The sequence below is a fragment of the Paracoccus lutimaris genome (assembly GCF_003337565.1).
In the GTDB taxonomy this organism is placed as follows: domain Bacteria; phylum Pseudomonadota; class Alphaproteobacteria; order Rhodobacterales; family Rhodobacteraceae; genus Paracoccus; species Paracoccus lutimaris.
The window spans coordinates 296,321-316,969 of sequence record NZ_QPJL01000001.1; the positions used below are offsets into that span (position 1 = coordinate 296,321).

The 20,649-nt window shown below is 65.7% G+C and carries 22 protein-coding genes and 1 tRNA gene; 6 read left to right on the forward strand and 17 right to left on the reverse strand.

Going from position 1 to position 20,649, the window contains the following annotated elements:
• Positions 1 to 14: 14 nt before the first annotated feature.
• The 3 genes from DFP89_RS01395 to DFP89_RS01405 form a co-directional block, all read right to left on the reverse strand.
• Positions 15 to 638 (reverse strand): phage holin family protein, encoded by a 624-nt coding sequence (locus DFP89_RS01395; protein WP_245948560.1) that lies wholly within the window; start codon positions 636 to 638, stop codon positions 15 to 17.
• Positions 639 to 670: 32 nt separating this feature from the next.
• Positions 671 to 1,033, reverse strand: a complete 363-nt coding sequence (locus tag DFP89_RS01400) for an ElaB/YgaM/YqjD family protein (protein WP_114347589.1) — start codon at positions 1,031 to 1,033, stop codon at positions 671 to 673.
• A 124-nt stretch (positions 1,034 to 1,157) separates the two neighbouring features.
• A tRNA-His gene (locus DFP89_RS01405) sits at positions 1,158 to 1,234 on the reverse strand.
• 114 nt (positions 1,235 to 1,348) lie between these two features.
• Here DFP89_RS01405 and DFP89_RS01410 point away from each other — a divergent pair.
• Entirely contained in the window at positions 1,349 to 1,576 is a 228-nt protein-coding gene (locus DFP89_RS01410) for a DUF6324 family protein (protein WP_114347590.1), read from the forward strand.
• On the opposite strand, the gene DFP89_RS01415 is transcribed toward DFP89_RS01410, so the two are convergent.
• The 7 genes from DFP89_RS01415 to DFP89_RS01445 all read right to left on the reverse strand — a co-directional run bounded on the left by DFP89_RS01415 (position 1,557) and on the right by DFP89_RS01445 (position 6,105).
• Positions 1,557 to 2,042: an MmcB family DNA repair protein gene (locus DFP89_RS01415; protein ID WP_114347800.1), complete on the reverse strand. Its 486-nt coding sequence runs from the start codon at positions 2,040 to 2,042 to the stop codon at positions 1,557 to 1,559. The two genes, DFP89_RS01410 and DFP89_RS01415, sit on opposite strands and share 20 nt — an antisense overlap.
• 351 nt (positions 2,043 to 2,393) lie before the next feature.
• Positions 2,394 to 2,699, reverse strand: coding sequence for a hypothetical protein (locus tag DFP89_RS01420; RefSeq protein WP_114347591.1), 306 nt, complete (start codon positions 2,697 to 2,699; stop codon positions 2,394 to 2,396).
• 82 nt (positions 2,700 to 2,781) lie between these two features.
• Positions 2,782 to 3,285 carry a transcription antitermination factor NusB gene (nusB, locus tag DFP89_RS01425; protein WP_114347592.1) on the reverse strand — a complete coding sequence of 168 codons (504 nt, stop codon included), beginning with the start codon at positions 3,283 to 3,285 and terminating at the stop codon, positions 2,782 to 2,784.
• Complete coding sequence (locus tag DFP89_RS01430; protein WP_114347593.1) at positions 3,282 to 3,830, reverse strand: 6,7-dimethyl-8-ribityllumazine synthase; 549 nt, start codon at positions 3,828 to 3,830, stop codon at positions 3,282 to 3,284. Before DFP89_RS01430 ends, nusB begins: the two co-directional genes overlap by 4 nt.
• Positions 3,831 to 3,833: 3 nt before the next feature.
• Positions 3,834 to 4,952, reverse strand: a complete 1,119-nt coding sequence (gene ribB, locus DFP89_RS01435; protein WP_114347594.1) for a 3,4-dihydroxy-2-butanone-4-phosphate synthase — start codon at positions 4,950 to 4,952, stop codon at positions 3,834 to 3,836.
• On the reverse strand, positions 4,942 to 5,475 hold the full coding sequence (locus DFP89_RS01440; RefSeq protein ID WP_245948561.1) for a hypothetical protein: 534 nt from the start codon (positions 5,473 to 5,475) through the stop codon (positions 4,942 to 4,944). Before DFP89_RS01440 ends, ribB begins: the two co-directional genes overlap by 11 nt.
• 36 nt (positions 5,476 to 5,511) lie before the next feature.
• Positions 5,512 to 6,105, reverse strand: coding sequence for a riboflavin synthase (locus DFP89_RS01445; protein ID WP_114347596.1), 594 nt, complete (start codon positions 6,103 to 6,105; stop codon positions 5,512 to 5,514).
• A gap of 270 nt (positions 6,106 to 6,375) precedes the next feature.
• On the opposite strand from DFP89_RS01445, the gene DFP89_RS01450 reads away from it, so the two are divergent.
• The 3 genes from DFP89_RS01450 (at position 6,376) to DFP89_RS01460 (ending at position 10,998) form a co-directional block, all read left to right on the forward strand.
• On the forward strand, positions 6,376 to 7,725 hold the full coding sequence (locus tag DFP89_RS01450; protein ID WP_114347801.1) for a capsule biosynthesis protein: 1,350 nt from the start codon (positions 6,376 to 6,378) through the stop codon (positions 7,723 to 7,725).
• 141 nt (positions 7,726 to 7,866) lie between these two features.
• Complete coding sequence (locus DFP89_RS01455) at positions 7,867 to 9,003, forward strand: polysaccharide biosynthesis/export family protein (protein ID WP_484216262.1); 1,137 nt, start codon at positions 7,867 to 7,869, stop codon at positions 9,001 to 9,003.
• A gap of 3 nt (positions 9,004 to 9,006) precedes the next feature.
• Positions 9,007 to 10,998 carry a capsular polysaccharide biosynthesis protein gene (locus DFP89_RS01460; protein WP_114347597.1) on the forward strand — a complete coding sequence of 664 codons (1,992 nt, stop codon included), beginning with the start codon at positions 9,007 to 9,009 and terminating at the stop codon, positions 10,996 to 10,998.
• On the opposite strand, the gene ribD is transcribed toward DFP89_RS01460, so the two are convergent.
• Positions 10,995 to 11,972 (reverse strand): bifunctional diaminohydroxyphosphoribosylaminopyrimidine deaminase/5-amino-6-(5-phosphoribosylamino)uracil reductase RibD, encoded by a 978-nt coding sequence (gene ribD, locus DFP89_RS01465; RefSeq protein ID WP_114347598.1) that lies wholly within the window; start codon positions 11,970 to 11,972, stop codon positions 10,995 to 10,997. The genes DFP89_RS01460 and ribD overlap by 4 nt on opposite strands.
• A 14-nt stretch (positions 11,973 to 11,986) precedes the next feature.
• Positions 11,987 to 12,451 (reverse strand): transcriptional regulator NrdR, encoded by a 465-nt coding sequence (nrdR, locus tag DFP89_RS01470; protein WP_114347599.1) that lies wholly within the window; start codon positions 12,449 to 12,451, stop codon positions 11,987 to 11,989.
• Between the two features lie 245 nt (positions 12,452 to 12,696).
• On the opposite strand from nrdR, the gene DFP89_RS01475 reads away from it, so the two are divergent.
• Positions 12,697 to 13,821, forward strand: a complete 1,125-nt coding sequence (locus DFP89_RS01475) for a TRAP transporter substrate-binding protein (RefSeq protein WP_114347600.1) — start codon at positions 12,697 to 12,699, stop codon at positions 13,819 to 13,821.
• Between the two features lie 135 nt (positions 13,822 to 13,956).
• Here DFP89_RS01475 and DFP89_RS01480 read toward each other — a convergent pair whose 3' ends face one another.
• The 5 genes from DFP89_RS01480 to cobU all read right to left on the reverse strand — a co-directional run bounded on the left by DFP89_RS01480 (position 13,957) and on the right by cobU (position 18,881).
• A complete protein-coding gene (locus tag DFP89_RS01480; protein ID WP_114347601.1) occupies positions 13,957 to 15,873 on the reverse strand; it encodes a TRAP transporter large permease in 1,917 nt (638 codons plus the stop codon).
• Positions 15,870 to 16,493: a TRAP transporter small permease subunit gene (locus DFP89_RS01485; protein ID WP_114347602.1), complete on the reverse strand. Its 624-nt coding sequence runs from the start codon at positions 16,491 to 16,493 to the stop codon at positions 15,870 to 15,872. The genes DFP89_RS01480 and DFP89_RS01485 overlap by 4 nt, the downstream gene beginning before the upstream one ends.
• Before the next feature lie 141 nt (positions 16,494 to 16,634).
• Complete coding sequence (gene cobS / locus DFP89_RS01490; RefSeq protein WP_114347603.1) at positions 16,635 to 17,405, reverse strand: adenosylcobinamide-GDP ribazoletransferase; 771 nt, start codon at positions 17,403 to 17,405, stop codon at positions 16,635 to 16,637.
• Entirely contained in the window at positions 17,398 to 18,354 is a 957-nt protein-coding gene (gene cobT / locus DFP89_RS01495) for a nicotinate-nucleotide--dimethylbenzimidazole phosphoribosyltransferase (protein WP_114347604.1), read from the reverse strand. The genes cobS and cobT overlap by 8 nt, the downstream gene beginning before the upstream one ends.
• Entirely contained in the window at positions 18,351 to 18,881 is a 531-nt protein-coding gene (gene cobU / locus DFP89_RS01500; RefSeq protein ID WP_114347605.1) for a bifunctional adenosylcobinamide kinase/adenosylcobinamide-phosphate guanylyltransferase, read from the reverse strand. Before cobU ends, cobT begins: the two co-directional genes overlap by 4 nt.
• A 128-nt stretch (positions 18,882 to 19,009) precedes the next feature.
• Here cobU and DFP89_RS01505 point away from each other — a divergent pair, with 128 nt between their 5' ends.
• Positions 19,010 to 20,614, forward strand: coding sequence for a peptide ABC transporter substrate-binding protein (locus DFP89_RS01505; protein ID WP_114347606.1), 1,605 nt, complete (start codon positions 19,010 to 19,012; stop codon positions 20,612 to 20,614).
• Positions 20,615 to 20,649 lie beyond the last annotated feature (35 nt).

Sequence of the window (20,649 nt, forward strand, 5' to 3'; positions counted from 1 at the left end):
TGAATTCGAGGGCGCTACGCCCCATTGCCGGAATTGTCCCAATCGTCATCGCCGCGATGCCTGTTGCGCAGCCGCGACGCCAGGGTCAGGCCGATCGCGAAGGCCCCGATCAGCGGTGCGATGGCCGCGGTATTCGAATGCTTTACCCGCGCCGTGACATCCTCCAGCGTCTCGGACGCTACCTTCAATCCACTGTCGGATGCCTCGCGGATGCGCTGCGCGGCGGCTTGCGCCTGCGCCTCGGCCCGGTCGGCATAACGGTCGGCACCATAAACCACCCGATCCGAAAGCGTCTGCACGCGCTGCCCGGCCGCATCCATAAGCCGCGTCGCCTTTTGCGAAGCCTTGTCCAGCGCCGCATCCACCATCAGGTTCGCGCGCTCCTCGATCTCGGCGCGCAGCTCGTCCGTGCTGGGCGTCGGGTGTTTTTCCCGCGCGGCCATCAGCATCAGGACAAAGCCGATCGACACGAAACCCGCCCCGATCGCCAGCGAGGCCCAAAGCGGCCCCCATTCCAGATAGGTTGCAAGCCAGGTCCACAACGCGGCCAGCAGGAAGCCGAGGCCGACCAGCAGCACCGCCCCTGCCCCGGCCATCAGCCCGCCACGGCGCAGCTTGTCCGTCAGGGCAAGCTGCATCTTCCTGCCATAGATGAACATTGGCGGGACTCTCAGCGGCGCGCGATGATCAGGCCCAGCAGAAAGCCGACGCCGGCGGCGATGCCAAGCGCCCTGGCCGGGTGCCGGCGTACCGCGCGCGAAACCTCGACATAATAATCGTCGGCATGATCGGCGAGATCGGCGGCATAGCGTTCGCCCTCGCGATAGATGCGGCGGGCCTCGTCCCGGGCGCGCTCGGCATATTCATGGCTGTGCTTGCGGGCGCTTTCGGCGAATTCGGCACCTTTTTCGCGCAGCGATTCGGCGGCGTGCTGGGCCTCGTCGGCGACGCGGCGGGCCTGCTTGCCAACCTCATCCGCGGCCTCGCGGGCCTGGGCTTTCAGTTCCTCGGCACTGGCTTCGTATTTCGCCATGACATGTCCTTTCTCAAGGGTAGCTCTGTCTTCGCGAACAAAACCGCCAAGCGGCGCGATCGTTCCATCGGCGGGCCGATTTCGCGCGATGATGCCGCCGGATCGTCATGCTGTCTGGGGGAGGTGGTACCGCCTCCCCGGCTCGAACGGGGGACCTCTAGATCCACAATCTAGCGCTCTAACCAACTGAGCTAAGGCGGCACTGGCGGCTATCTAACGCCAGCCCCGCGCGGGTGCAAGCCCGACTTGCCGCTTTTTCCCAAGCGCGTTAAGGAAAGCCCTCAGATCGGAACGCCACAGGCCGGGAGAGCCAGCATGAGCATCAACAGCCAGAGCGATATTGCCGCAAACCTGCAGATCGGCCCCACCGATCAGGGCATGGTCAGGATTTATGTCGAGGCCGAGAACGTCGATCTGCCGCTGGATTTCGACCCCGAGGAAGCCGAGGAAATCGCCGAGGAACTGCTGGCCGCCGCCGAAGCCGCCCGCAGCATGGGCAAGGGCGGCGGTTCGGGAAAAGGCGCTAAGAAGCCGCGCCGCTGACCCCCATCGGATCGACAAGCGCCATCAGCCGCGTCGTCGAGACGCGCGCAATATCGCGCAGAAGCCGCGCGCGCCGGGCGCCGGGCAGCCGCGATTCGGGCGCCATCCGGACCAGCGCCGCATCCCAGGGATCGGCGCGGATCAGACCGGTTTCCTCCGGCAGCAGCTCATCGGGAAAATCGCTGTCCACCGCCCAGAAAAAGCGGTCGCAGAATTCCAGATAACCCTGCCATTTCCGGTCGCCGGCAAAGTCCGCCCGGCAGCTTTTGCACTCGACCACCCAGATTTCTCCCTTGGGCGTGATCGAGACGACATCGACCCGCAACCCGCCCGCCGGCACGAACTCGGCCAGCGGTGCGTGGCCAAGGCCATGCAGCATCCGCATCACCCCCCTTGCGAGACGTTGGCCGGGCTGGGCCGGCAGGATCTCGGCCGGGGTTTGGGACGGGTTCCCGGGTGGGGGCATGTCGGATCGGCGCATCGCCATATGATGAACGAAACGGAAACATCCTGCAAGCAGCCCGACCCGCCCCGCATGCCCCTTGCAGCACCGCCGGCTGCGTCCTATCTAACGGAACTGGCGGGCTTCTGCTCTTCTCGTGTGTGGCCTCTTTTTCCACTGGCCTATAATTTCACCGAGGGGGCTGGCTCTGACGGGGCCCTGGTTCCGTTACCCGGCTCCCACCTGGACATCCAGGCTTTCGGGGAAACTAGCGCTGCCACGGTCGCTGCGGTTCCCGCCACCCGATTTCCCATGATTTTCAAGACCCTGCCGCGACGCCCGCCCGAACAGCGCGCTGCCCCTGACGCCGCAGAGTCAGTCCTTGCGCGCGGCGGCGGAAACGCGGAGCGGCGTCGAAAAGCGCCAGATCCGCTGCCGCAGGCCCTGCGTCGGGCCGTCATCCTCGGCCATTAGCATGATACGGATGGCGAACTGGACACCCGAAAACAGGATGCCATGGAAAAAGACCATCATCAGCACGGCGATCCAGCCGCCATGCGTCGTGGTCATCAGATGCCGCAGCCCGGCCACATCCAGCGCCACCAGCAGGCCGGTAAATACCGCCGCCAGCGCGAACCCGATGGCAATGCTCAGAATGTAAAGCCTGACAAGCTTGGGCATGGGCTACCCCCCGGGACACTGGTCACGTCCCGGCAGTCTAGCAGCAAATCACCGGGGTCCGAATGAAAAACCGGCGCGCGCGTCAGAATGCCTCGGGGCGCGCCTCATGGGCCATGTGGTCCAGGACCGCATTGACGAATTTCGCCTCGCGGCCCTCGGCAAAAAAGGCCTGTGTGATGCGCACATATTCAGTGATCACCACCTTGGGCGGGGTCTTGGGGGTGACGAGTTCGGCCCCGGCGGCACGAAACAGCGCCCGCAGCACCGGATCGATGCGGTCGATAGGCCATTTCGCCACCAGCGCCCGGTCGGTCATCTGGTCGATCTTGCCCTGCCAGTTCACAGCGTCATCGACGATGCGGGCGAACAATTTGTCATCGGCGTCAACCGAGACCATATCGTCATCCTCGCCCTCACGGCCGATGCGCCAGTTCAGGAATTCGCGCTGGATACGGTCCGCCGACTGGCCCGAGGCCTCCATCTGGAACAGCGCCTGCACGGCATAAAGCCGGGCCGCGGCGGCGCGTGCCTGCCGAGCCTCGCGGTCGCCGCCCGAACGGCGGGATTTGTCGCCCTGCCCGCTCATGCGCCCCTCGGCCCGTCGATTTCGCCGGCCAGACGGGTCACGTCGCGCGGCACTGCGGCCGCTGCAACGCCCTGCCCGGCCCAGCCGCGTTTCAGCGCGATCAGGTGCAGCGCGGCGGCGGCGGCGCCACCGCCCTTGTTCTGGCCTTTGGGATCGGCGCGCACCACCGCCTGATCGGTGTTTTCCACCGTCAGGATGCCATTGCCGATGCAATGGCCCTGCAGCCCCAGCAGGGTGATCCCGCGCGAGCTGTCATTGCAGACCGTGTCGTAATGCGTCGTCTCGCCGCGAATGACGCAACCCAAGGCGACATAGCCGTCATAAAGGTTGCGGCTGGCGGCCAGCCCGATGGCGGTGGGGATTTCCAGCGCGCCGGGCACCTCGACCAGATCGACCGTCGCACCGGCGGCGGCGGCCACGGCCCGCGCGCCCTCGATCATGCCGTCCGCGATCTGCCGGTAATAGGGCGAGACCACGATCAGCAGGCGCACCGCGTCCCTGAAGGCGGGAAGCGGCAATTGGTAATGTTCGATGCTGGCGGCCATGGCTTATCCCTTGGGAATCGGACGCGTGGAATGGATGGAAAGTCCGTAGGCGTCAAGCCCGACCACCTTCACCGGCGCCGAATTCGTCAATACGATCAATTCGCACAAGCCCAGCGAGGACAGGATCTGCGCCCCCAGCCCGTATTGGCGCAGCACATGGGGCGAAACCTCGCCCTGCGCCGGCAGGGCTTTTTCCAGGTCGCGGAACAGCACCACGACCCCCCGGCCCTCTTCGGCGATCAGGCCCATTGCGGCCGACAGATCGCCCGCATCCTCGCGGCCGATGCCCAGCACGTCATGCAGCGGGTCCAGCGCATGCATGCGCACCATCACCGGACCCTCGGCGGTCAGGTCGCCCTTGGTCAGCACGATATGCTCGGCCCCCGAGGTCTCGTCGGCAAAGACCCGCATCATCCAGTCGCCGCCATGGATGGAATGGACGGCGCGCTGCGCACGCTCGGCGATCAGGTTGTCATGGCGGCGGCGATACGAGATCAGGTCGCTGATCGTGCCGATCTTGAGCCCGTGGCGTTGCGCGAAGGCGACCAGATCGGGCAGCCGCGCCATGGTGCCGTCCTCGTTCATGATCTCGCAGATCACCCCCGAGGCATTCAGCCCGGCAAGGCGCGAGACATCGACAGCGGCCTCGGTATGGCCGGCGCGCACCAGAACGCCGCCCTCGCGGGCGCGCAGCGGAAAGACATGGCCGGGCGTCGCGATATCGACCGCGCCCTTGGTCGGGTCGATGGCCACCGCGACGGTATGGGCGCGGTCATGGGCCGAGATGCCGGTGGTGACGCCTTCTCGCGCCTCGATGGACATGGTGAAGGCGGTCTCATGCCGGCTGGAGTTCTTGGGGCTCATCAGTTGCAGCCCCAGCGCGTCGATGCGCGATCCCGGCAGCGCCAGACAGATCAGCCCGCGGCCATGGGTGGCCATGAAGTTGATCGCATCGGGCGTGGCCATCTGCGCGGGGATGACCAGATCGCCCTCGTTCTCGCGGTCCTCGTGATCGACAAGGATATACATGCGGCCATTGCGAGCCTCGTTGATGATCTCCTCGGTCGAGGAGATTACGTCCGACCAGTCACGCTCGACCGGGCCCGGGGTTTCATATTGCATCCGCCACTCCTGCAAAGAACCGCTGGCCGGGGATGAATCCCGCAAGGCCGCCGGCCGTCATCATTTCCCGCTCATGCTCGGTTTCGCCGATCATCAGCACCGCATCGCCGGGCAGGCCCTGCGCCCTGAGCCAGCCCTTCATCTCGTCGCGCATCGCCGACCAGCTGGTGCCAAAGGGCGCAAGCGCGCGGGCCGAGACCGCTCCGATCTGCGCCCCCAGCGCATCCGGCGCAAGGCCCGGGCTGCATCCCAGATGCGGTGACGCGGCGACAAGGGCGATGCGGTCGCGCGTCGCGGCGTCGACGGGCTGCGTCATCCGAAAGACACCAAGCGCGTTCGAGGAATACAGAAACGCCACCAGATCGCGTCCGGTGGTGGCGCGCACGCCGGCATAGGTCTTGTATTCCAGCCCCAGCGCCTTGGCGCGATTCACCTGCAGCCGCACCACCTCGATGGGCAGGCGCGCGCCTAAAAGCTCGCGCCGGGCCACGCTCCAGCAATGGGCGCGAAAGCTGCTGCCCATGCCGGGACCGCGATTATGCCCGATCCCCGCCACGCTTCAGCCCGCTTCAGCCAGCCGCGCGACATAGCGCGCCAGCGTGTCGATTTCAAGGTTCACCCGGTCGCTGACCTTGACCGCGCCCCAGGTGGTGACCTGCTGGGTATGCGGGATCACGTTGACCCCGAACCGCTCGCCATCGACCTCGTTTACGGTCAGCGAGGTGCCGTTCAGCGCCACCGACCCCTTGGGCGCGATGAAGCGCGCCAACTCGCGCGGCGCGCGCAAGGTGATGCGGGTGCTGTCGCCCTCGTCATGCATTTCCTCGATGACTGCGGTGCCATCGACATGGCCGCTGACGATATGGCCGCCCAGTTCGTCGCCGACCTTCAATGCGCGTTCAAGGTTCAACGGCCGGCCCTCGTGCCAACCATGGGTGTCGATATTGGTCTTGCTGATCGTCTCGGCCGAGATATCGACATCGAACCAGTCGGGCCCCTTGTCGATCACCGTCAGGCAGACTCCGTCGCAGGCGATCGAGGCCCCCAGATCGACGCCCGCCATGTCATAGTGACAGGCGATCCGCGCCCGCATGTCGCCGCGCATCTGGACCTGCGCGACCTTGCCGATATCGGTGATGATGCCGGTGAACATCGATGCCCCCTTTGCGGTGTTGGCAGAGAACTAGGCGCTTGGCCCCCGATCTGCAAGCAAAGCTGCAACGGATGTTAACGCGCATTAGCCGGAATCGGGGAATTGCCGTGACAGTCAAGGGCTTTCATGCAATCACCACAATGGCGGCACCCCCGTTCTTGCTGCGCTTTTTGAGTAACCATCCCGTTGATTCCGCAACCCAGGAACATGCCAAAGCTACATCATATCCGCAGCTCTGCCGAGCCATCGCCGCTGCCGGACGCACCCGACATGCCTGATCCCTCCGGCGTGGCGGCAGACAGTCCGCGCGGCCCGGTCCCGGCGGCTGCGGCCCTGCCCGCCGAACGGCGGGTCTTCCTGATGCTGCAAGGCCCGCATGGCCCGTTCTTCCGCCGCGTCGGCGCGCTTTTGCGTGATGCCGGCGCGCAGGTGTGGCGCGTCGGGTTCAATGCGGGGGACGAGTTCTTCTGGTCGGACAAGGCGCATTTCATCCGCCATCAGGGCACGCCCGAGGAATGGCCCGCGCATCTGAGCCGCATCATCGCCGAAAAGGGCGTGACCGATATCGTGCTTTACGGCGATGTCCGCCCGATCCACGCCGCCGCGCGCGAGGCCGCACAGGATCACGGGCTGGTGCTGCATGTCTTCGAGGAGGGCTATCTGCGCCCGTTCTGGATCACCTATGAACGCAACGGCTCGAACGGTCATTCGGCGCTGATGCGGATCCCGCTACCCGAGATGAGCAACGCCCTGAGCGGCCGCCCCGGCGAGATGAACCGCCCGCCCGCGCATTGGGGCGACATGCGCCAGCACAAGTTCTATGGCGCGCTTTACCACTTCTTCGTCCTGCTGGCGAATGGCCGCTATCCGGGCTATCGCACCCATCGCCGGATCGGCGTGCTGCAGGAATTCCGGCTGAACCTGCGCCGGCTTCTGATGACGCCCGTCGACGCGCTGGCACGCATGGTCGAGGCCGCGCAGGTCCAGCGCGGCGGCTTTCCCTATATCCTCGTGCTCATGCAGCTTGAGCACGATTCCAACTTCGTCGCCCATTCCCCCTATGCGCGCATGGCCGATTTCACCGACGAGGTGCTGACCGAATTCGCCCGCTCGGCACCTCGCCATCACCGGCTGGTCTTCAAGGCGCATCCGCTTGAGGATGGGCGCGGCGGCATCCGGCCGGCGATCCGGGCCAAGGCGCAGGAACTGGGGATTGCGGACCGCGTGCATTTCGTGCGCGGCGGCAAGCTGGCGCGGCTGCTCAATCAGGCGCGGGCGACGGTCACGGTGAATTCGACCTCGGCGCAACAGGCGCTGTGGCGCGGGCTGCCGGTCAAGGCGATGGGCCGCGCCGTCTATGACAAGCCGGGCCTCGTTTCAGAGCAGAGCTTGGCCGAGTTCCTGCGGGAACCATTGCGCCCGGATCCCGCCATCTATCGCCGCTATCGCGATTTTCTGCTGGAAAGCAGCCAGGTGCCGGGGGGATATTACGCGAATCGCTCGCGGACGCATGCCTTGCGCATCGTGGTCGACATGATGCTCGCTCCGGAGGATCCCTATCAGGCGCTTTTCGCCGGACGTGGGAAATATCGGCAACAGATGGACAGTAAAGATGAATAATGCGGTCAATAATATGGAAAACCGTGGCATGCTGCGGTAGCTTGCCCGCAAAATATGACCGCGGACACGGGAATCGCGGCCGAGGACAGGAGATTAAGTTTGACCCAATATCATATTTCGCCCGATGGGACCGGCGCCGCAATGCTGCCGTCGCGTCCGATCGTCGCGCGTATGACGGCGGTGGTGCTGCTTGGCGCGGCGCTGCTTGTATCCGCATGTGGCCTTCCCCGCTCTGGTCCGACGAGGGGCGAGATCATGTCGGGCGCGGCCGCCAAGGGGGGCACCAGCCATATCGTCGATGTCGATGATCGCGTGAACCGCGCCGCGAACTATTCGCCCGCCTATGGCTTTGGCTCGGATTTCCGCAATGCCGGTCAGGTCGGCGCCGATGTCGTGCGTCCCGGCGACGTGCTGGGCCTGTCGATCTGGGAAAACGTCGATGACGGCCTTCTGGCCTCGATGGGCACCAGCTCGACCCAGCTGACCGAATTGCAGGTGGACAGCCAGGGCTACATCTTCGTGCCCTATGCCGGCCGCATCATGGCGGCGGGAAACAGCCCTGACGAGCTGCGCCGCATCATCACGGAAAAGCTGGAAACCCAGACCCCCGACCCGCAGGTCATGGTGACCCGCGTCGCCGGCGACGGTGCCACCGTCTCGGTCATGGGCAAGGTCAATGCGCAAGGCGTCTATCCGATCGAGCGTCCGACCCGCACCCTGTCGGCCATGCTGTCGAAATCGGGCGGCGTCACCATCGAGCCCGAGGTCGCGGTGGTCACCGTCAAACGCGGCGCCTCCAGCGGCAAGGTCTGGCTGCGCGATCTCTATTCGAACAACCGCAATGACATCGCGCTGCGCCCCGGCGACGTGATCCTGGTCGAGGAAGACCAGCGCAGCTTCACCGCGCTGGGTGCATTGGGCGGCCAGACCAAGGTGCCGCTGGGCAACGATCAGATCAACGCCATCGAGGCCGTGGCCATGGTCGGCGGGCTTTCGACGCTGCTGGCCGACCCCAAGGGCGTGTTCATCATGCGCACCGAGCCGCAGGCGATTGCCCGCGCCGTGCTGGGCCGCAACGACATCTATGGCGACCAGCGCATTGCCTATGTGCTGAACCTGGCCAAGCCTGACGGCATGTTCATCGCCCGTGATTTTGTCATCCGCGACGAGGACACGGTCTATGTGACCGAGGCGCCCTTCGTGCAATGGCAGAAGATCATGAACTCGATCCTCGGCACGGCGACGGATGTCGGCACGGCCGACAGCGCCTTCCGCTAAGCGATGGGCGAAAGGACAGAAGCCGCCGGGGGAACCCGGCGGCTTTTCATTTGCAACGGCGGCTTCCTGACCCGGCCTCGCCTGCGGCGCATCCTGACGCTGGCCGGATGGGTGCCGAGCATCGGTCTGCCGGGACCCGGGGACTGGATCGGCATCTGGGGCGCAAGTCCGACCGCGTGGCGCGGCACCGCGCTTGCCGCATGGCGTGGCGCACAGCTGCTGCGGGTCGAGGATGCCTTTCTGCGCTCGGTCCTGCCGGGGCGGGCGCAGGGGCGGGTGGCGCGGCGCGGCCCCATCGGCCTGATCGCCGACCCTTACGGGCTGCATTTCGACCCCGAACGGCCTTCGCTGATCGAAACCCTTGTCACCTCGCCCGAGGCGCAGGCGCGCCACGATGATGCGCGTGCGGCCATGGCCCGGCTGATCGCGGCGGATCTGTCGAAATACAATGCCCACCTGCCGGGTGTCGAACCGCCCCCGCCGGGATATGTGCTGGTGATCGACCAGACGCGCGGCGATGCCTCGCTGCTGGGCGCAGGGCGCGCCGAATTTCTTGAGATGCTGACGGTGGCGCGGGAGGAAAACCCCGGCCAACGCCTTGTCATCCGCACGCACCCCGAGACTGCCGCAAATCTGCGCCCCGGCCATTACGCGCCCGAGGACCTGCGGCCCGGCGAGGAATTCTGCACCAACCCCACCTCGCCCTGGGCGCTGCTCAAGGGGGCGGCGCGGGTCTATGTCATGTCCTCGCAGCTGGGTTACGAGGCGATGCTGGCCGGCCACCGCCCGCGCATCTTTGGCCGCCCCTTCTATGCCGGCTGGGGCCTCAGCAACGATCAGCACAGCCTGCCCCGCCGCCGATCCGCGCCCATCGAGGCGCTGTTTGCCGCCAGCCACCTGATCGCTCCCATCTGGTATGATCCCTGCCGCGACTGCCTGACCGATTTCGAGGGCGCCCTGCGCCAGCTTGAGGCCGAAACCCGCGCCTGGCGCGAGGATCATGCCGGTCATCTCGCCTATGGCATGCGGCTGTGGAAACGTCCTTTTGTCGCGCGCTTTTTCGGCAATGGCACCGGGGTGCGCTTTACCGACCGTCCCCAAGCCGGTGTCACGCTGGCCTGGGCCAATCGCGCCGCCGAGGTGCCGGGCGCCAGGCGGGTCGAGGATGGCTTCATCCGCTCGCGCGGGCTGGGCGCGGCGCTGGTGCCGCCGCTGTCGCTGGTCGCCGACGATCTGGGCATCTATTACGATCCAAGCCGCGAAAGCCGGTTCGAGAGGCTGATGGCCGCACCGCTGCCGCCGGGCGGCGAGGCGCGCGCGCTGGCCCTTGCAGAGGCTTTGACCAAGGCCGGCGTCACCAAATACAACCTCGGCGGCCCGCTGCCCGAACTGCCCTCGGGCCGCCGCATCCTCGTGCCGGGTCAGGTCGAGGATGACGCCTCGATCCGTCTTGGCGCAGGGGCCGAACACAGCAATCTGGCGCTGCTGACACGCGCGCGGGCCGAGTTTCCAGATGCGGTGCTGATCTACAAGCCGCATCCCGATGTCGAGGCCGGCCTGCGTCCCGGCCTGATCCCCAAGGCTCAGTTGACCGCGCTGGCCGATGTGGTCGCGCGCGATGCCAGCGCCGCGGCGCTGATGGCCCGGGTGGATGGCATCATCACCATCACCTCTACCATGGGCTTTGAGGCCATGCTGCGCGGGTTGCCGGTCACGACGCTGGGCGCGCCCTTTTATGCCGGCTGGGGGCTGACGCAGGATCTGGGGCCGGTGCCGGAACGGCGGCTGACGCAGGCCAGCCTTGCGCAGTTGATCCATGCCGCGCTGATCGCCTATCCGCGCTATTTCGATCCGGTAAGCCGCCTGCCCTGCCCGCCCGAGGTGGCGCTGGCACGGCTGGCCGATCCCGGCTTTGCGCCGGGTGGCGCGCCCTTGCGGTTGTTGGCCAAGACGCAGGGGATTTTCAGCAGCTATGCCTGGATCTGGCGGCGCTAGGCGCGCAGCCAGCGATGCATCAGATCGAGACCGATCCGCCGGGTCTCGACGAGCCGAAAGCGCGGGGCATCGGCCAGATATTCAAGCCCCAGTGCGCCGATGGCCGGGCGCCCCTCGGCCCCCAGCGCCAGACCCGCCGTATAGCCGACCAGCTGATCGACCAGACCGGCGCGCAAAAGACTGGCGGCCAGTTCCCCGCCGCCCTCGCACAAGACCCGCGTCAGGCCCCGGGCGGCAAGTTCAGCCATGAAGGCCGCAGGCGTGCCCGAAACCTGCCAGAGCGGGCCGTGATCGGCGTCCTCGACGGGCAGATCTGGCAGCGCTCCGCCAGAAACCACGATGCGGACGGGCTGGCGAACCGCGCCAAAGCCGCGCACGTTCAGGGCCGGACGGTCGGCGCGGGCGGTGCCGCCGCCGACCATCACCGCGTCATGGGTCAGGCGCAGCGCATGGACATGGCGGCGCGCCTCGGGGCCGGTGATCCACTGGCTTTCGCCCGATTGGGTGGCGATCCGGCCGTCGAAGCTGCTGGCCAGCTTCAGCGTCAGCATCGGCCGCCCCTGCACCACCCGCGTCAGAAAGCCGCGCTGCAATTCCCGCGCCTCGGCCTCGCAGACGCCTTCGGTCACCTCGATGCCGGCAGCGCGCAGAATCGCATGGCCGCGCCCGGTGACGCGCGGATCGGGATCGGTCAAGGCGCTGACGACGCGGGCAATTCCGGCGCGCGCCAGCGCCTCGGCGCAGGGGGGCGTCTTGCCATGATGGGCGCAGGGCTCAAGCGTGACATAGGCGGTGGCGCCCTGCGCGGCGGGCCCCGCCTGCGTCAGCGCCATGACCTCGGCGTGGGGGCGCCCGCCCGGCTGGGTCCAGCCGCGTCCGACCACCACGCCGCCGCGCAGGATCACGCAGCCGACCGCCGGATTGGGCCAGGTATTGCCCAGACCCCGGCGCGCCAGCGCCAAGGCGTGGCGCATGTGGCGGGCGTCGCTCACTCTTCGGGCGCGGTCGGGCGCAGTTCCGAGACGAATTTATCGAAATCGTCCGCCGCCTGGAAGTTCTTGTAAACGCTGGCAAAACGCACATAGCCCACGGTGTCGATGCGGGCCAGCGTCTCCATCACGATCTCACCGATGACCTTCGAGGGGATGTCCGTCTCGCCCATGCTTTCCAGCCGGCGCACGATGCCCGAGATCATCTGGTCGATGCGCTCGGGCTCGACCGGGCGTTTCTGCATGGCGATGCGGATCGAGCGTTCCAGCTTGGTGCGGTCGAAATCCTCGCGCCGGCCGCTGGATTTGACCACGACCAGATCGCGCAGCTGCACGCGTTCATAGGTGGTGAAGCGCCCGCCGCAGGCCGGGCAAAAGCGCCGGCGCCGGATGGCCACATTGTCCTCGGCCGGACGCGAATCCTTGACCTGGGTATCGACATTTCCACAGAACGGGCAGCGCATCCCTTGTTCCCTCAAAGCCCCAAACCGCACTCAGTATAGGCGGCCCCAAAGCACTTGGGTAGTGCGTTGCGTTAACCACAAGATCGGCCATGCCGCTTTCAACGCCAAGTTGACGTATGGGCAACACCGATCCGACGCCGATCAGGGTGAAATTGCTGCGCTTGCATCTCGACAGACCGGAAAACGCGTGCAAACATCTGCCGCAATCGGCCGCATGAAAAAGGTCGATCAAAGCGGAGGAACTTATGAAGAAGACCAACAAGCTTGACCGGCGCGCGTTTCTGACCCGTGCCACGGTCGGCGGTGCGACCGCCGCTGCCGGTGCCGCACTGGCCGCGCCCGCGATCGCGCAGGAAATGCCCGAGGTGAAATGGCGCCTGACCTCGTCCTTCCCCAAGTCGCTCGACACGATCTATGGCGGCGCGGAAGTGCTGTCCAAGCACATCTCGGAAGCGACCGGCGGCAAGTTTCAGATTCAGGTCTTCCCTGCTGGCGAAATCGTTGGCGGCCTGCAGGCACAGGAAACTGTGACCCAGGGCACGGTCGAGGCCTGCCACACCGTCGCTTATTACAGCTGGGGCAAGGACCCGGCCTTCGCGCTTGGTTCGGCCGTGCCCTTCGCGCTGTCGGCGCGGGCGATGAACGCCTGGCAATATCATGGCGGCGGCATCGGCCTGTTCAACGAGTTCCTCGCCACCCACAACCTCTACGGCTTGCCGGGCGGCAATACCGGCGCCCAGATGGGCGGCTGGTTCCGCAAGGAAATCAACACGCTTGAAGACCTGAAGGGGCTCAAGATCCGCGTCGGCGGCTTTGCCGGCAAGGTGCTCGAGCGTCTGGGCGCAGTGCCCCAGCAGATCCCCGGCGGCGACATCTATCCGGCGCTGGAAAAGGGCACGATCGACGCGTCCGAATGGGTCGGTCCCTATGACGACCAGAAGCTCGGCTTCTACAAGGTCGCGCCCTACTATTACTATCCCGGCTGGTGGGAAGGTGGCCCGACGGTCCACTTCCTGTTCAACAAGGAAAAATACGAAGCGCTGCCCGAGAACTACAAGTCGCTGCTGCACACCGCCGCCCAGGCCGCGGATGCGAACATGCTGCAGATGTATGACCACCTGAACCCGATCGCGCTGAAAGAGCTGGTGGCTGCTGGCGCGCAGCTGCGCCCCTTCAGCCCCGAGATCCTGGACGGCTGCTTCAAGGCCGCGAATGAGGTCTATGCCGAGATGGAAGCCGCGAACCCGGCCTTCAAGAAGATCTGGGATTCGCTGAAAACGGCGCGTGCGGACTGGTATCTCTACAACCAGACCGCCGAATACACCTATGACACCTTCATGATGATCCAGCAGCGCAACGGCACGCTGTAAGCATCTGACGGAACCGGAAAAGCCGCCGCATCTTGCGGCGGCTTTTTCATGTCCTCCGGGATGCGTTCCATCGGGTGGTGAACGAATGAAGAAAGGCGGCCCGAAGGCCGCCTTTCTTCATTTTCGTTTCGCGTCTCAGTTCGAGGGCTGCGGGGCCGGTTGTTGGGCCGGTTCCTGGGCCGGTTGTTGGGCCGGTGCGCCAAGCCCCGGGGGCGGGCCTGCCAGCGGGTCGAGCCCGCCTGCCGCAGGTGCCGGGGTCGCCGGCGCCGTACCGGCCGGGGCTGCCGGAGCGCCGAAATTCGGCGCGCCGCCCAGACCGCCCGGAGCCGGAAGGCCCGGAGCAGCCGCGCCCGGAGCAGCCGGAGCGCCCGGCGGTGCAAAGGGATTGCCGCCAAGCCCACCCAGGCCGCCATCCAGACCGCCGCCAAGGCCGCCCAGACCGCCACCCGCAGGGATCTCGATCTTGACGTTCGAGGTGTCGATCGGCGCGCCCTTGTAGTGCATGACCATGCCCGGGAAGAACATCACGATGGCGATCATCGCGATCTGGATGCAGACAAAGGGAACCGCGCCCCAATAGATCTGCCCGGTCGTGACCGGCGCCATGGTCAGGCCGGTCACCTTGTCCTGATAAGGCGCCTTGGGCGCCACCGAACGCAGGTAGAACAGCGAGAAGCCAAAGGGCGGATGCATGAAGCTGGTCTGCATGTTCACGCCCAGAAGGACGCCGAACCAGATCAGGTCGATCCCCATCGCCTCGGCTGCCGGTGCCAGCAGCGGGACGATGATGAAGGCCAGCTCGAAGAAGTCGAGGAAGAAGGCCAGAAGGAAGACCAGCACCGACACCGCGATCAGGAAGCCATATTCGCCCCCCGGCAGCGTGGTCAGCAGATGCTCGACCCAGATATGCCCGTTCACGCCATAGAAGGTCAGCGAGAAGACCCGCGCCCCGATCAGGATGAACATGACAAAGGCCGAAAGCCGCGTCGTCGCCAGCAGCGCCTGACGCACCACGTCATAGTTCAGGCGTCCCTTGACCAGTGCCAGAAGCAGCGCGCCGACGGCCCCCATGGCGCCGCCCTCGGTCGGGGTGGCGATCCCCAGGAAGATCGTGCCCAGCACCAGAAAGATCAGCGCCAGCGGCGGGATCAGCACGATGATGACCTGCTGCGCAAGACGCGACATCAGGTTCAGCTTCAGGCTCTTGTCCAGCACGGCGAAGACATAGATCACGATCACGCCAAGCGCGGGGGCCAGAATGTCGGCATCCTTGCCCTGCGTCGGGTGCAGCCACAGGAAGGCCAGATAGGACAGGCCCACCGTCGCCACGATCGCGACCAGCAGCGAGGTCACGCCCGAGCCCAGCGTCCGCGCCTCGGCCGGCAGGGCCGGCAGGCGGTTCGGATGGATGATCGACATCACGAAGATGTAGAGCATGTAAAGGCCGGTCAGCACCAGGCCCGGGATCAGCGCCCCGGTATACATGTCGCCGACCGAACGGCCCAGCTGGTCGGCCAGAACGATCAGCACCAGCGAGGGCGGAATGATCTGCGCCAGCGTCCCCGAGGCGGCGATGACGCCGGTGGCGATACGCCGGTCATAGCCATAGCGCAGCATGATCGGCAGCGAGATCAGGCCCATCGCGATCACCGAGGCCGCGACAACGCCCGTGGTCGCCGCCAGCAGCGCGCCCACGATCACCACCGCATAGGCCAGACCGCCGCGGATCGGGCCGAAAAGCTGGCCGACCGTATCCAGAAGGTCCTCGGCCATGCCCGATTTCTCAAGCACGATGCCCATGAAGGTAAAGAATGGAATCGCAAGCAAGGTGTCATTTGACATGACCCCCCACAAGCGTTCCGGCATGGCGTTCAGAAGCGGCCAGCTGAGGTTGATCGCCCCCCCCGACAAGGGCGCCAGTTCGACGCCGATGACGAAGAACAACAGCCCGTTTGCCGCCAGCGCGAAGGCCACCGGATAGCCGAACAGCAAGAACAGCACGAGCGAGGCGAACATGATCGGTGCCATGTTCAGCGCAATGAATTCCATCATTTACGGCTCTCCTCGCGGCTGTCGCCGGTGTGCAATCCAGCCTCCATCTCGCGGACCATCGCCGCGCCTTCAAGCTCGGCTGCCTCGTGATGCGAGATGAAGGGGTTGGGGTCGTCGATCACGCCGTTCATGATCGCGATCTTCTTGATGATTTCGGAAATGCCCTGCCAGAACAGCATGACAAAGGCGATCAGCAGCATCGCCTTGGCCGGCCACAGGATCAGGCCGCCCGAGTTGGTCGAAACCTCGCCGCTGACATACGAGCGTATGACCCAGGGGTAGAGGAAGTAGACCATCAGCGTGACGAAGGGCATCAGGAAGAGCACGTGCCCGATCAGGTCGATCCAGTGCTGGGTGCGCCGCGACCACATCCCGTAGATGATGTCGATGCGGATATGCTCGTTCTCTTTCAGCGTATAGGCGGCGGCGCCAAGAAAGGCCGCGCCGAAAAGATACCATTGCAGTTCCAGCCAGGAATTCGACGAGATGTTGAACACCTTGCGAATGACCGCGTTGGCGGCGCTGACCAGCACCGCCACCAGGATCAGCCAGCTGACATTCCTGCCTATGAATGTATTGACGCGGTCGATTCCGCGCGAAAGCCCCAACAGGGCGCCCATATGTCAACCTCCCCTTGTTTCCCGCCGGTTTTTGCAGCGGGCGGCCGTTGATCCGGCCTCTTCATATAGTCCTTTCGTATGGAGGATCGGCCATATCTGGTCAAGGAAAAGCACCGTTGGAGCGGGGTTCCCAAGCAGATTCTAGCGCCCTCCGAAAACTGTGAGCGCAACCAGCCCGGCGGCCTCGCCCAGCTGCTGCATCGCGCCCAGAACATCGCCAGTCTGGCCGCCGATCGTGCGCATGGCGCGGGCGGCCAGCCAAAGCTGCGCGCCCGCGATCGCCAGCCCCGCCACAAGCCATGATTGCACGGGAAACCCGCTGCACAGCGCCGCCAGCGCAAGCCCCCCCAGCGCCAGCGCGATCAGCATGCCGGCGCGCGAGGGCCGTCCGGCCTGCCGCCCCAGCCCGTCCATGCGCGCGGGCGGCATCAGCCCCAGCCCCAGGGCCATTCCCGTGCGCGAGGCCCCGGCCACCCCGATCAGCGCAGCCGCCGCCACCCAGGCGCCCTGCCCGGCCAGCGCCGCCAGCGCCGCAACCCGCAGCCCCAGCACACAGCCAAGCGCCAGCACGCCGTAACTGCCGATGCGCGAATCGCGCATGATCTCAAGCCTACGTTCGCGCGTGGTGGCGCCGGCGGAATCGGCGAAATCGGCCAGCCCGTCCTCATGCAGCCCGCCGGTGGTCAGGATGGCCGCACCGATGCCCAAAAGCGCCGCGACACTGGCGGGCATCCCCAGAGAAAGCCCCGCGACCAGCGGCAATGCCGCGACCAGCCCCACCACCATGCCGACCAGCGGAAAGGCCCAGGCCGATTGCGCCAATGGCGCCAGATCACGTGGAAGAAGCCGCGCGACCGGCAGCCGCGTCAGCCAGATCAGCGCCGTGGCCAGTTCGTGAACCGGATTAACCAATCCCCGCCTCGGCAAAGGTCGCCATGCCATTATGGCATTCCAGCGCCGCGCGCAGGATCAGCAGCGCCACCGCCGCGCCCGAGCCCTCGCCCAGCCGCATGTCCAGCGTCACCACCGGCTCCTTGCCCATGGCGGCCAGCAGGCGGCGATGGCCCGGCTCGGCGCTTTCATGGCCGATCAGGCAATGGTCCAGCGCATTGCGGTCATTGACCATCAAAACGCCCGCGGCCGCCGTGCAGATGAAGCCGTCAAGGATCACCGGGATGCCCAGCTCGCGCGCGCGGATCACCGCGCCGCAGATCGCCGCCTGCTCGCGCCCGCCATAGGAGCCGAGGATCGAGGCCGCCGTGGCCGCGCCCTTGTGCCGTTTCAGCCCCGCCTCGACGGCGCGCAGCTTGTTGGCCATGATCTCCTCGTCGGCGCCGGTGCCGGGGCCGACCCAATCGGCGGCCTTGCCGCCAAAAGTCGCCGCCGCCAGCGCCGCCGCGACCGTGGAATTGCCGATACCCATTTCACCCAGAATGATGACATCGGCCTTGGGGTCCACGGCATCCTTGCCGGTCTGGATCGAGGCGACCAGATCGGGCACCTCCAGCGCCATGCCGCGGGTAAAATCGGCGGTGGGGCGGTCCAGATCCAGCGCCACGACCCTGAGTTCCGCGCCCGCCAGACGGCACAGCTGGTTGATCGCCGCGCCGCCATTCTCGAAATTCGCCACCATCTGCGCGGTGACCTCGACGGGATAGGGGTTCACGCCCTGCGCGGTGACGCCGTGATTGCCGGCAAAGACCAGCGCCTGCGCGCGTTCGATCCGGGGCTGGGCGCGGCCCTGCCATCCGGCCATGAAGATCGCCAGCTCTTCCAGCCGGCCAAGGGATCCGGGCGGCTTGGTCAACTCGTCCTGACGGTCGCGGGCGGCTTCGGCGGCAGCTTCGTCGTAATTCTTCACGGGCTCTCTCTTTCCGGTTTCAGCCGCAGCGGCAGACCGCTGACGGACATCCAGACCTGATCAGAGGCAGCAGCCACGGCCTGGTTCATCAAGCCATGCGCATCGCGAAAGCGCCGCGCAAGGGAATTCTCGGGCACGATGCCAAGGCCCAGCTCATTGGTGACCAGCACGACCGGGCTGTTCTGCGCCGCCAGCGCGGCGCAAAGCCGCGCGGTTTCCGTGTCCGGGTCATGCGCCTCGAACAGATTCGCCAGCCAGAGCGTCAGGCAGTCGACCAGCCGCACCCCCTGCCCGTCCGTCGCGGCCAGCGCCGCACCCAGATCGCGCGATTCTTCGACCGTCTGCCAGCCCGTCCCGCGCATTTCGCGGTGCCGGGCGATGCGTCGCGACATTTCTTCGTCACCCGCCGTCGCGGTGGCAATATAGATGCGCGGCATGTCAAATTGACCGGCGATCCGCTCGGCCAGGACAGATTTGCCCGAACGGGCACCACCTGTGACAAGAATGATGCGTGAATTGCTGATCATGGCGGATGTTCTTTCACAGCCATGTCGTCGGGGAAAGCGTTAATCACGCTTGCCCAAGCTGCATATCCACGGCAATTTTGGCCATTCTTGCGCGATCTCCGCGCATCCAGAGATTGAGAGAGGTGTCCATGACTCGTCTGTTCCTCACCACCGCCCTTGTTATGGGTCTTGCCGTTCCCGCCTTTGCCGCCAAGCCCGCCGAGGGCGAGAAACTCGCCGACAAGCAAGAGATGAACTACTGGATTCTCGACGCGCTGAAGTCGCTGGATCCGCACAAGAATACCGACCGCGAGGGCTCGGACGCGCTGCGCCAGCTGTTCGAGGGGCTGATGAACGAAGACATCAACGGCGCCATGGTGCCGGGTGTCGCCGAAAGCTATGAGGTCAGCGACGACAAGCTGGTCTATACCTTCCATCTGCGCGACGCAAAATGGTCGAATGGCGATCCGGTGACGGCCGGCGATTTCGTCTATGGCTGGCGCCGCATCGCCGATCCGGCCACGGCCAGCGAATATGCCTGGTTCATGGAGCTGATGAATGTCGAGAACGCCCCCGCCGTGGTCAAGGGCGAGAAAAAGCCCGAGGAGCTGGGCATCAAGGCCATCGACGACAAGACGCTCGAGGTCAGGCTGACCGCGCCGACGCCCTATCTGCTGAAGACGCTGGCCCATCCCTCGACCTTCCCGGCCCCGCAAAAGGTCATCGAGGCCGAAGGCGACAACTGGACCGAAGCCGGCAAGCTGGTCGGCAATGGCGCCTACAAGCTGGATCAGCATGATCTGGGCGTGCAGGCGGTGCTCAGCAAGAACGACAATTACTGGGATGCCGCCAATACCATCCTGACCACGGTGCGCTTTGTCACCGTGAACGACCAGAATATCGGCCTGACCCGCCTTCTGGCGGGCGAGCTGGACTGGATGGACCGCACCCCGGCCGGCCAGTTCCCGCGCCTGCAACAGGAATATCCCGATCAGGCAGTCTCGGTGCCGGATGCCTGTTCCTATGCCTATCTGTTCAACCTCTCGGACAAGGGTCCCGAGGCGCTGAAGGATCTGCGCGTGCGGCAGGCGCTGTCCTATGCGGTGGACCGCGACATCATCGTCGACAAGGTGCTGCAGGGCGGCCAGAAGCCGGCCTATTGGTGGACGCATTGGGCGACCGAGGGCTTCCAGGCGCCCGATATCGAAATGTCCAAATGGACCCAGGCCGAGCGCGTCGAAAAGGCCAAGGCCCTGCTGGCCGAGGCGGGTTACGGCCCCGACAAGCCGCTGAAGCTGTCGATCCAGTACAATACCTCGGACGACCACAAGAAGCTGGCGGTCGCCGTGCAGCAGTTCTGGAAACAGATCGGCGTGCAGGTCGAGCTGGCGAATTACGAATGGAAGGTCCATACCGACCGCCTGCAGAACCAGGATTTCGAGGTCGCGCGCTATGCATGGTGCGCGGATTATAACGAGCCCTCGACCTTCGTGGATTACTTCCGCACCGATGGCTACAATAACGGCAAGTTCTCGAATGCCGATTATGACAAGCTGCTCAACGACGCCAAGACCGCAGCCGACCCCGCGCCGATCTACAAGGCGGCCGAGGAGTTGCTGATCAAGGAAATGGCGCTGGTCCCGGTCTATCACTATGCCAAGCCGATGATGGTCAAGGCCGATCTGCGCGGCTGGCCCAAGGCCAATGTGATGAATGACTGGTACGCCAAGGACATGTACCGCGTGGCCGAGTAAGCCCGGCTGATGTAAGCTCTGGGGACGGTCCCGCT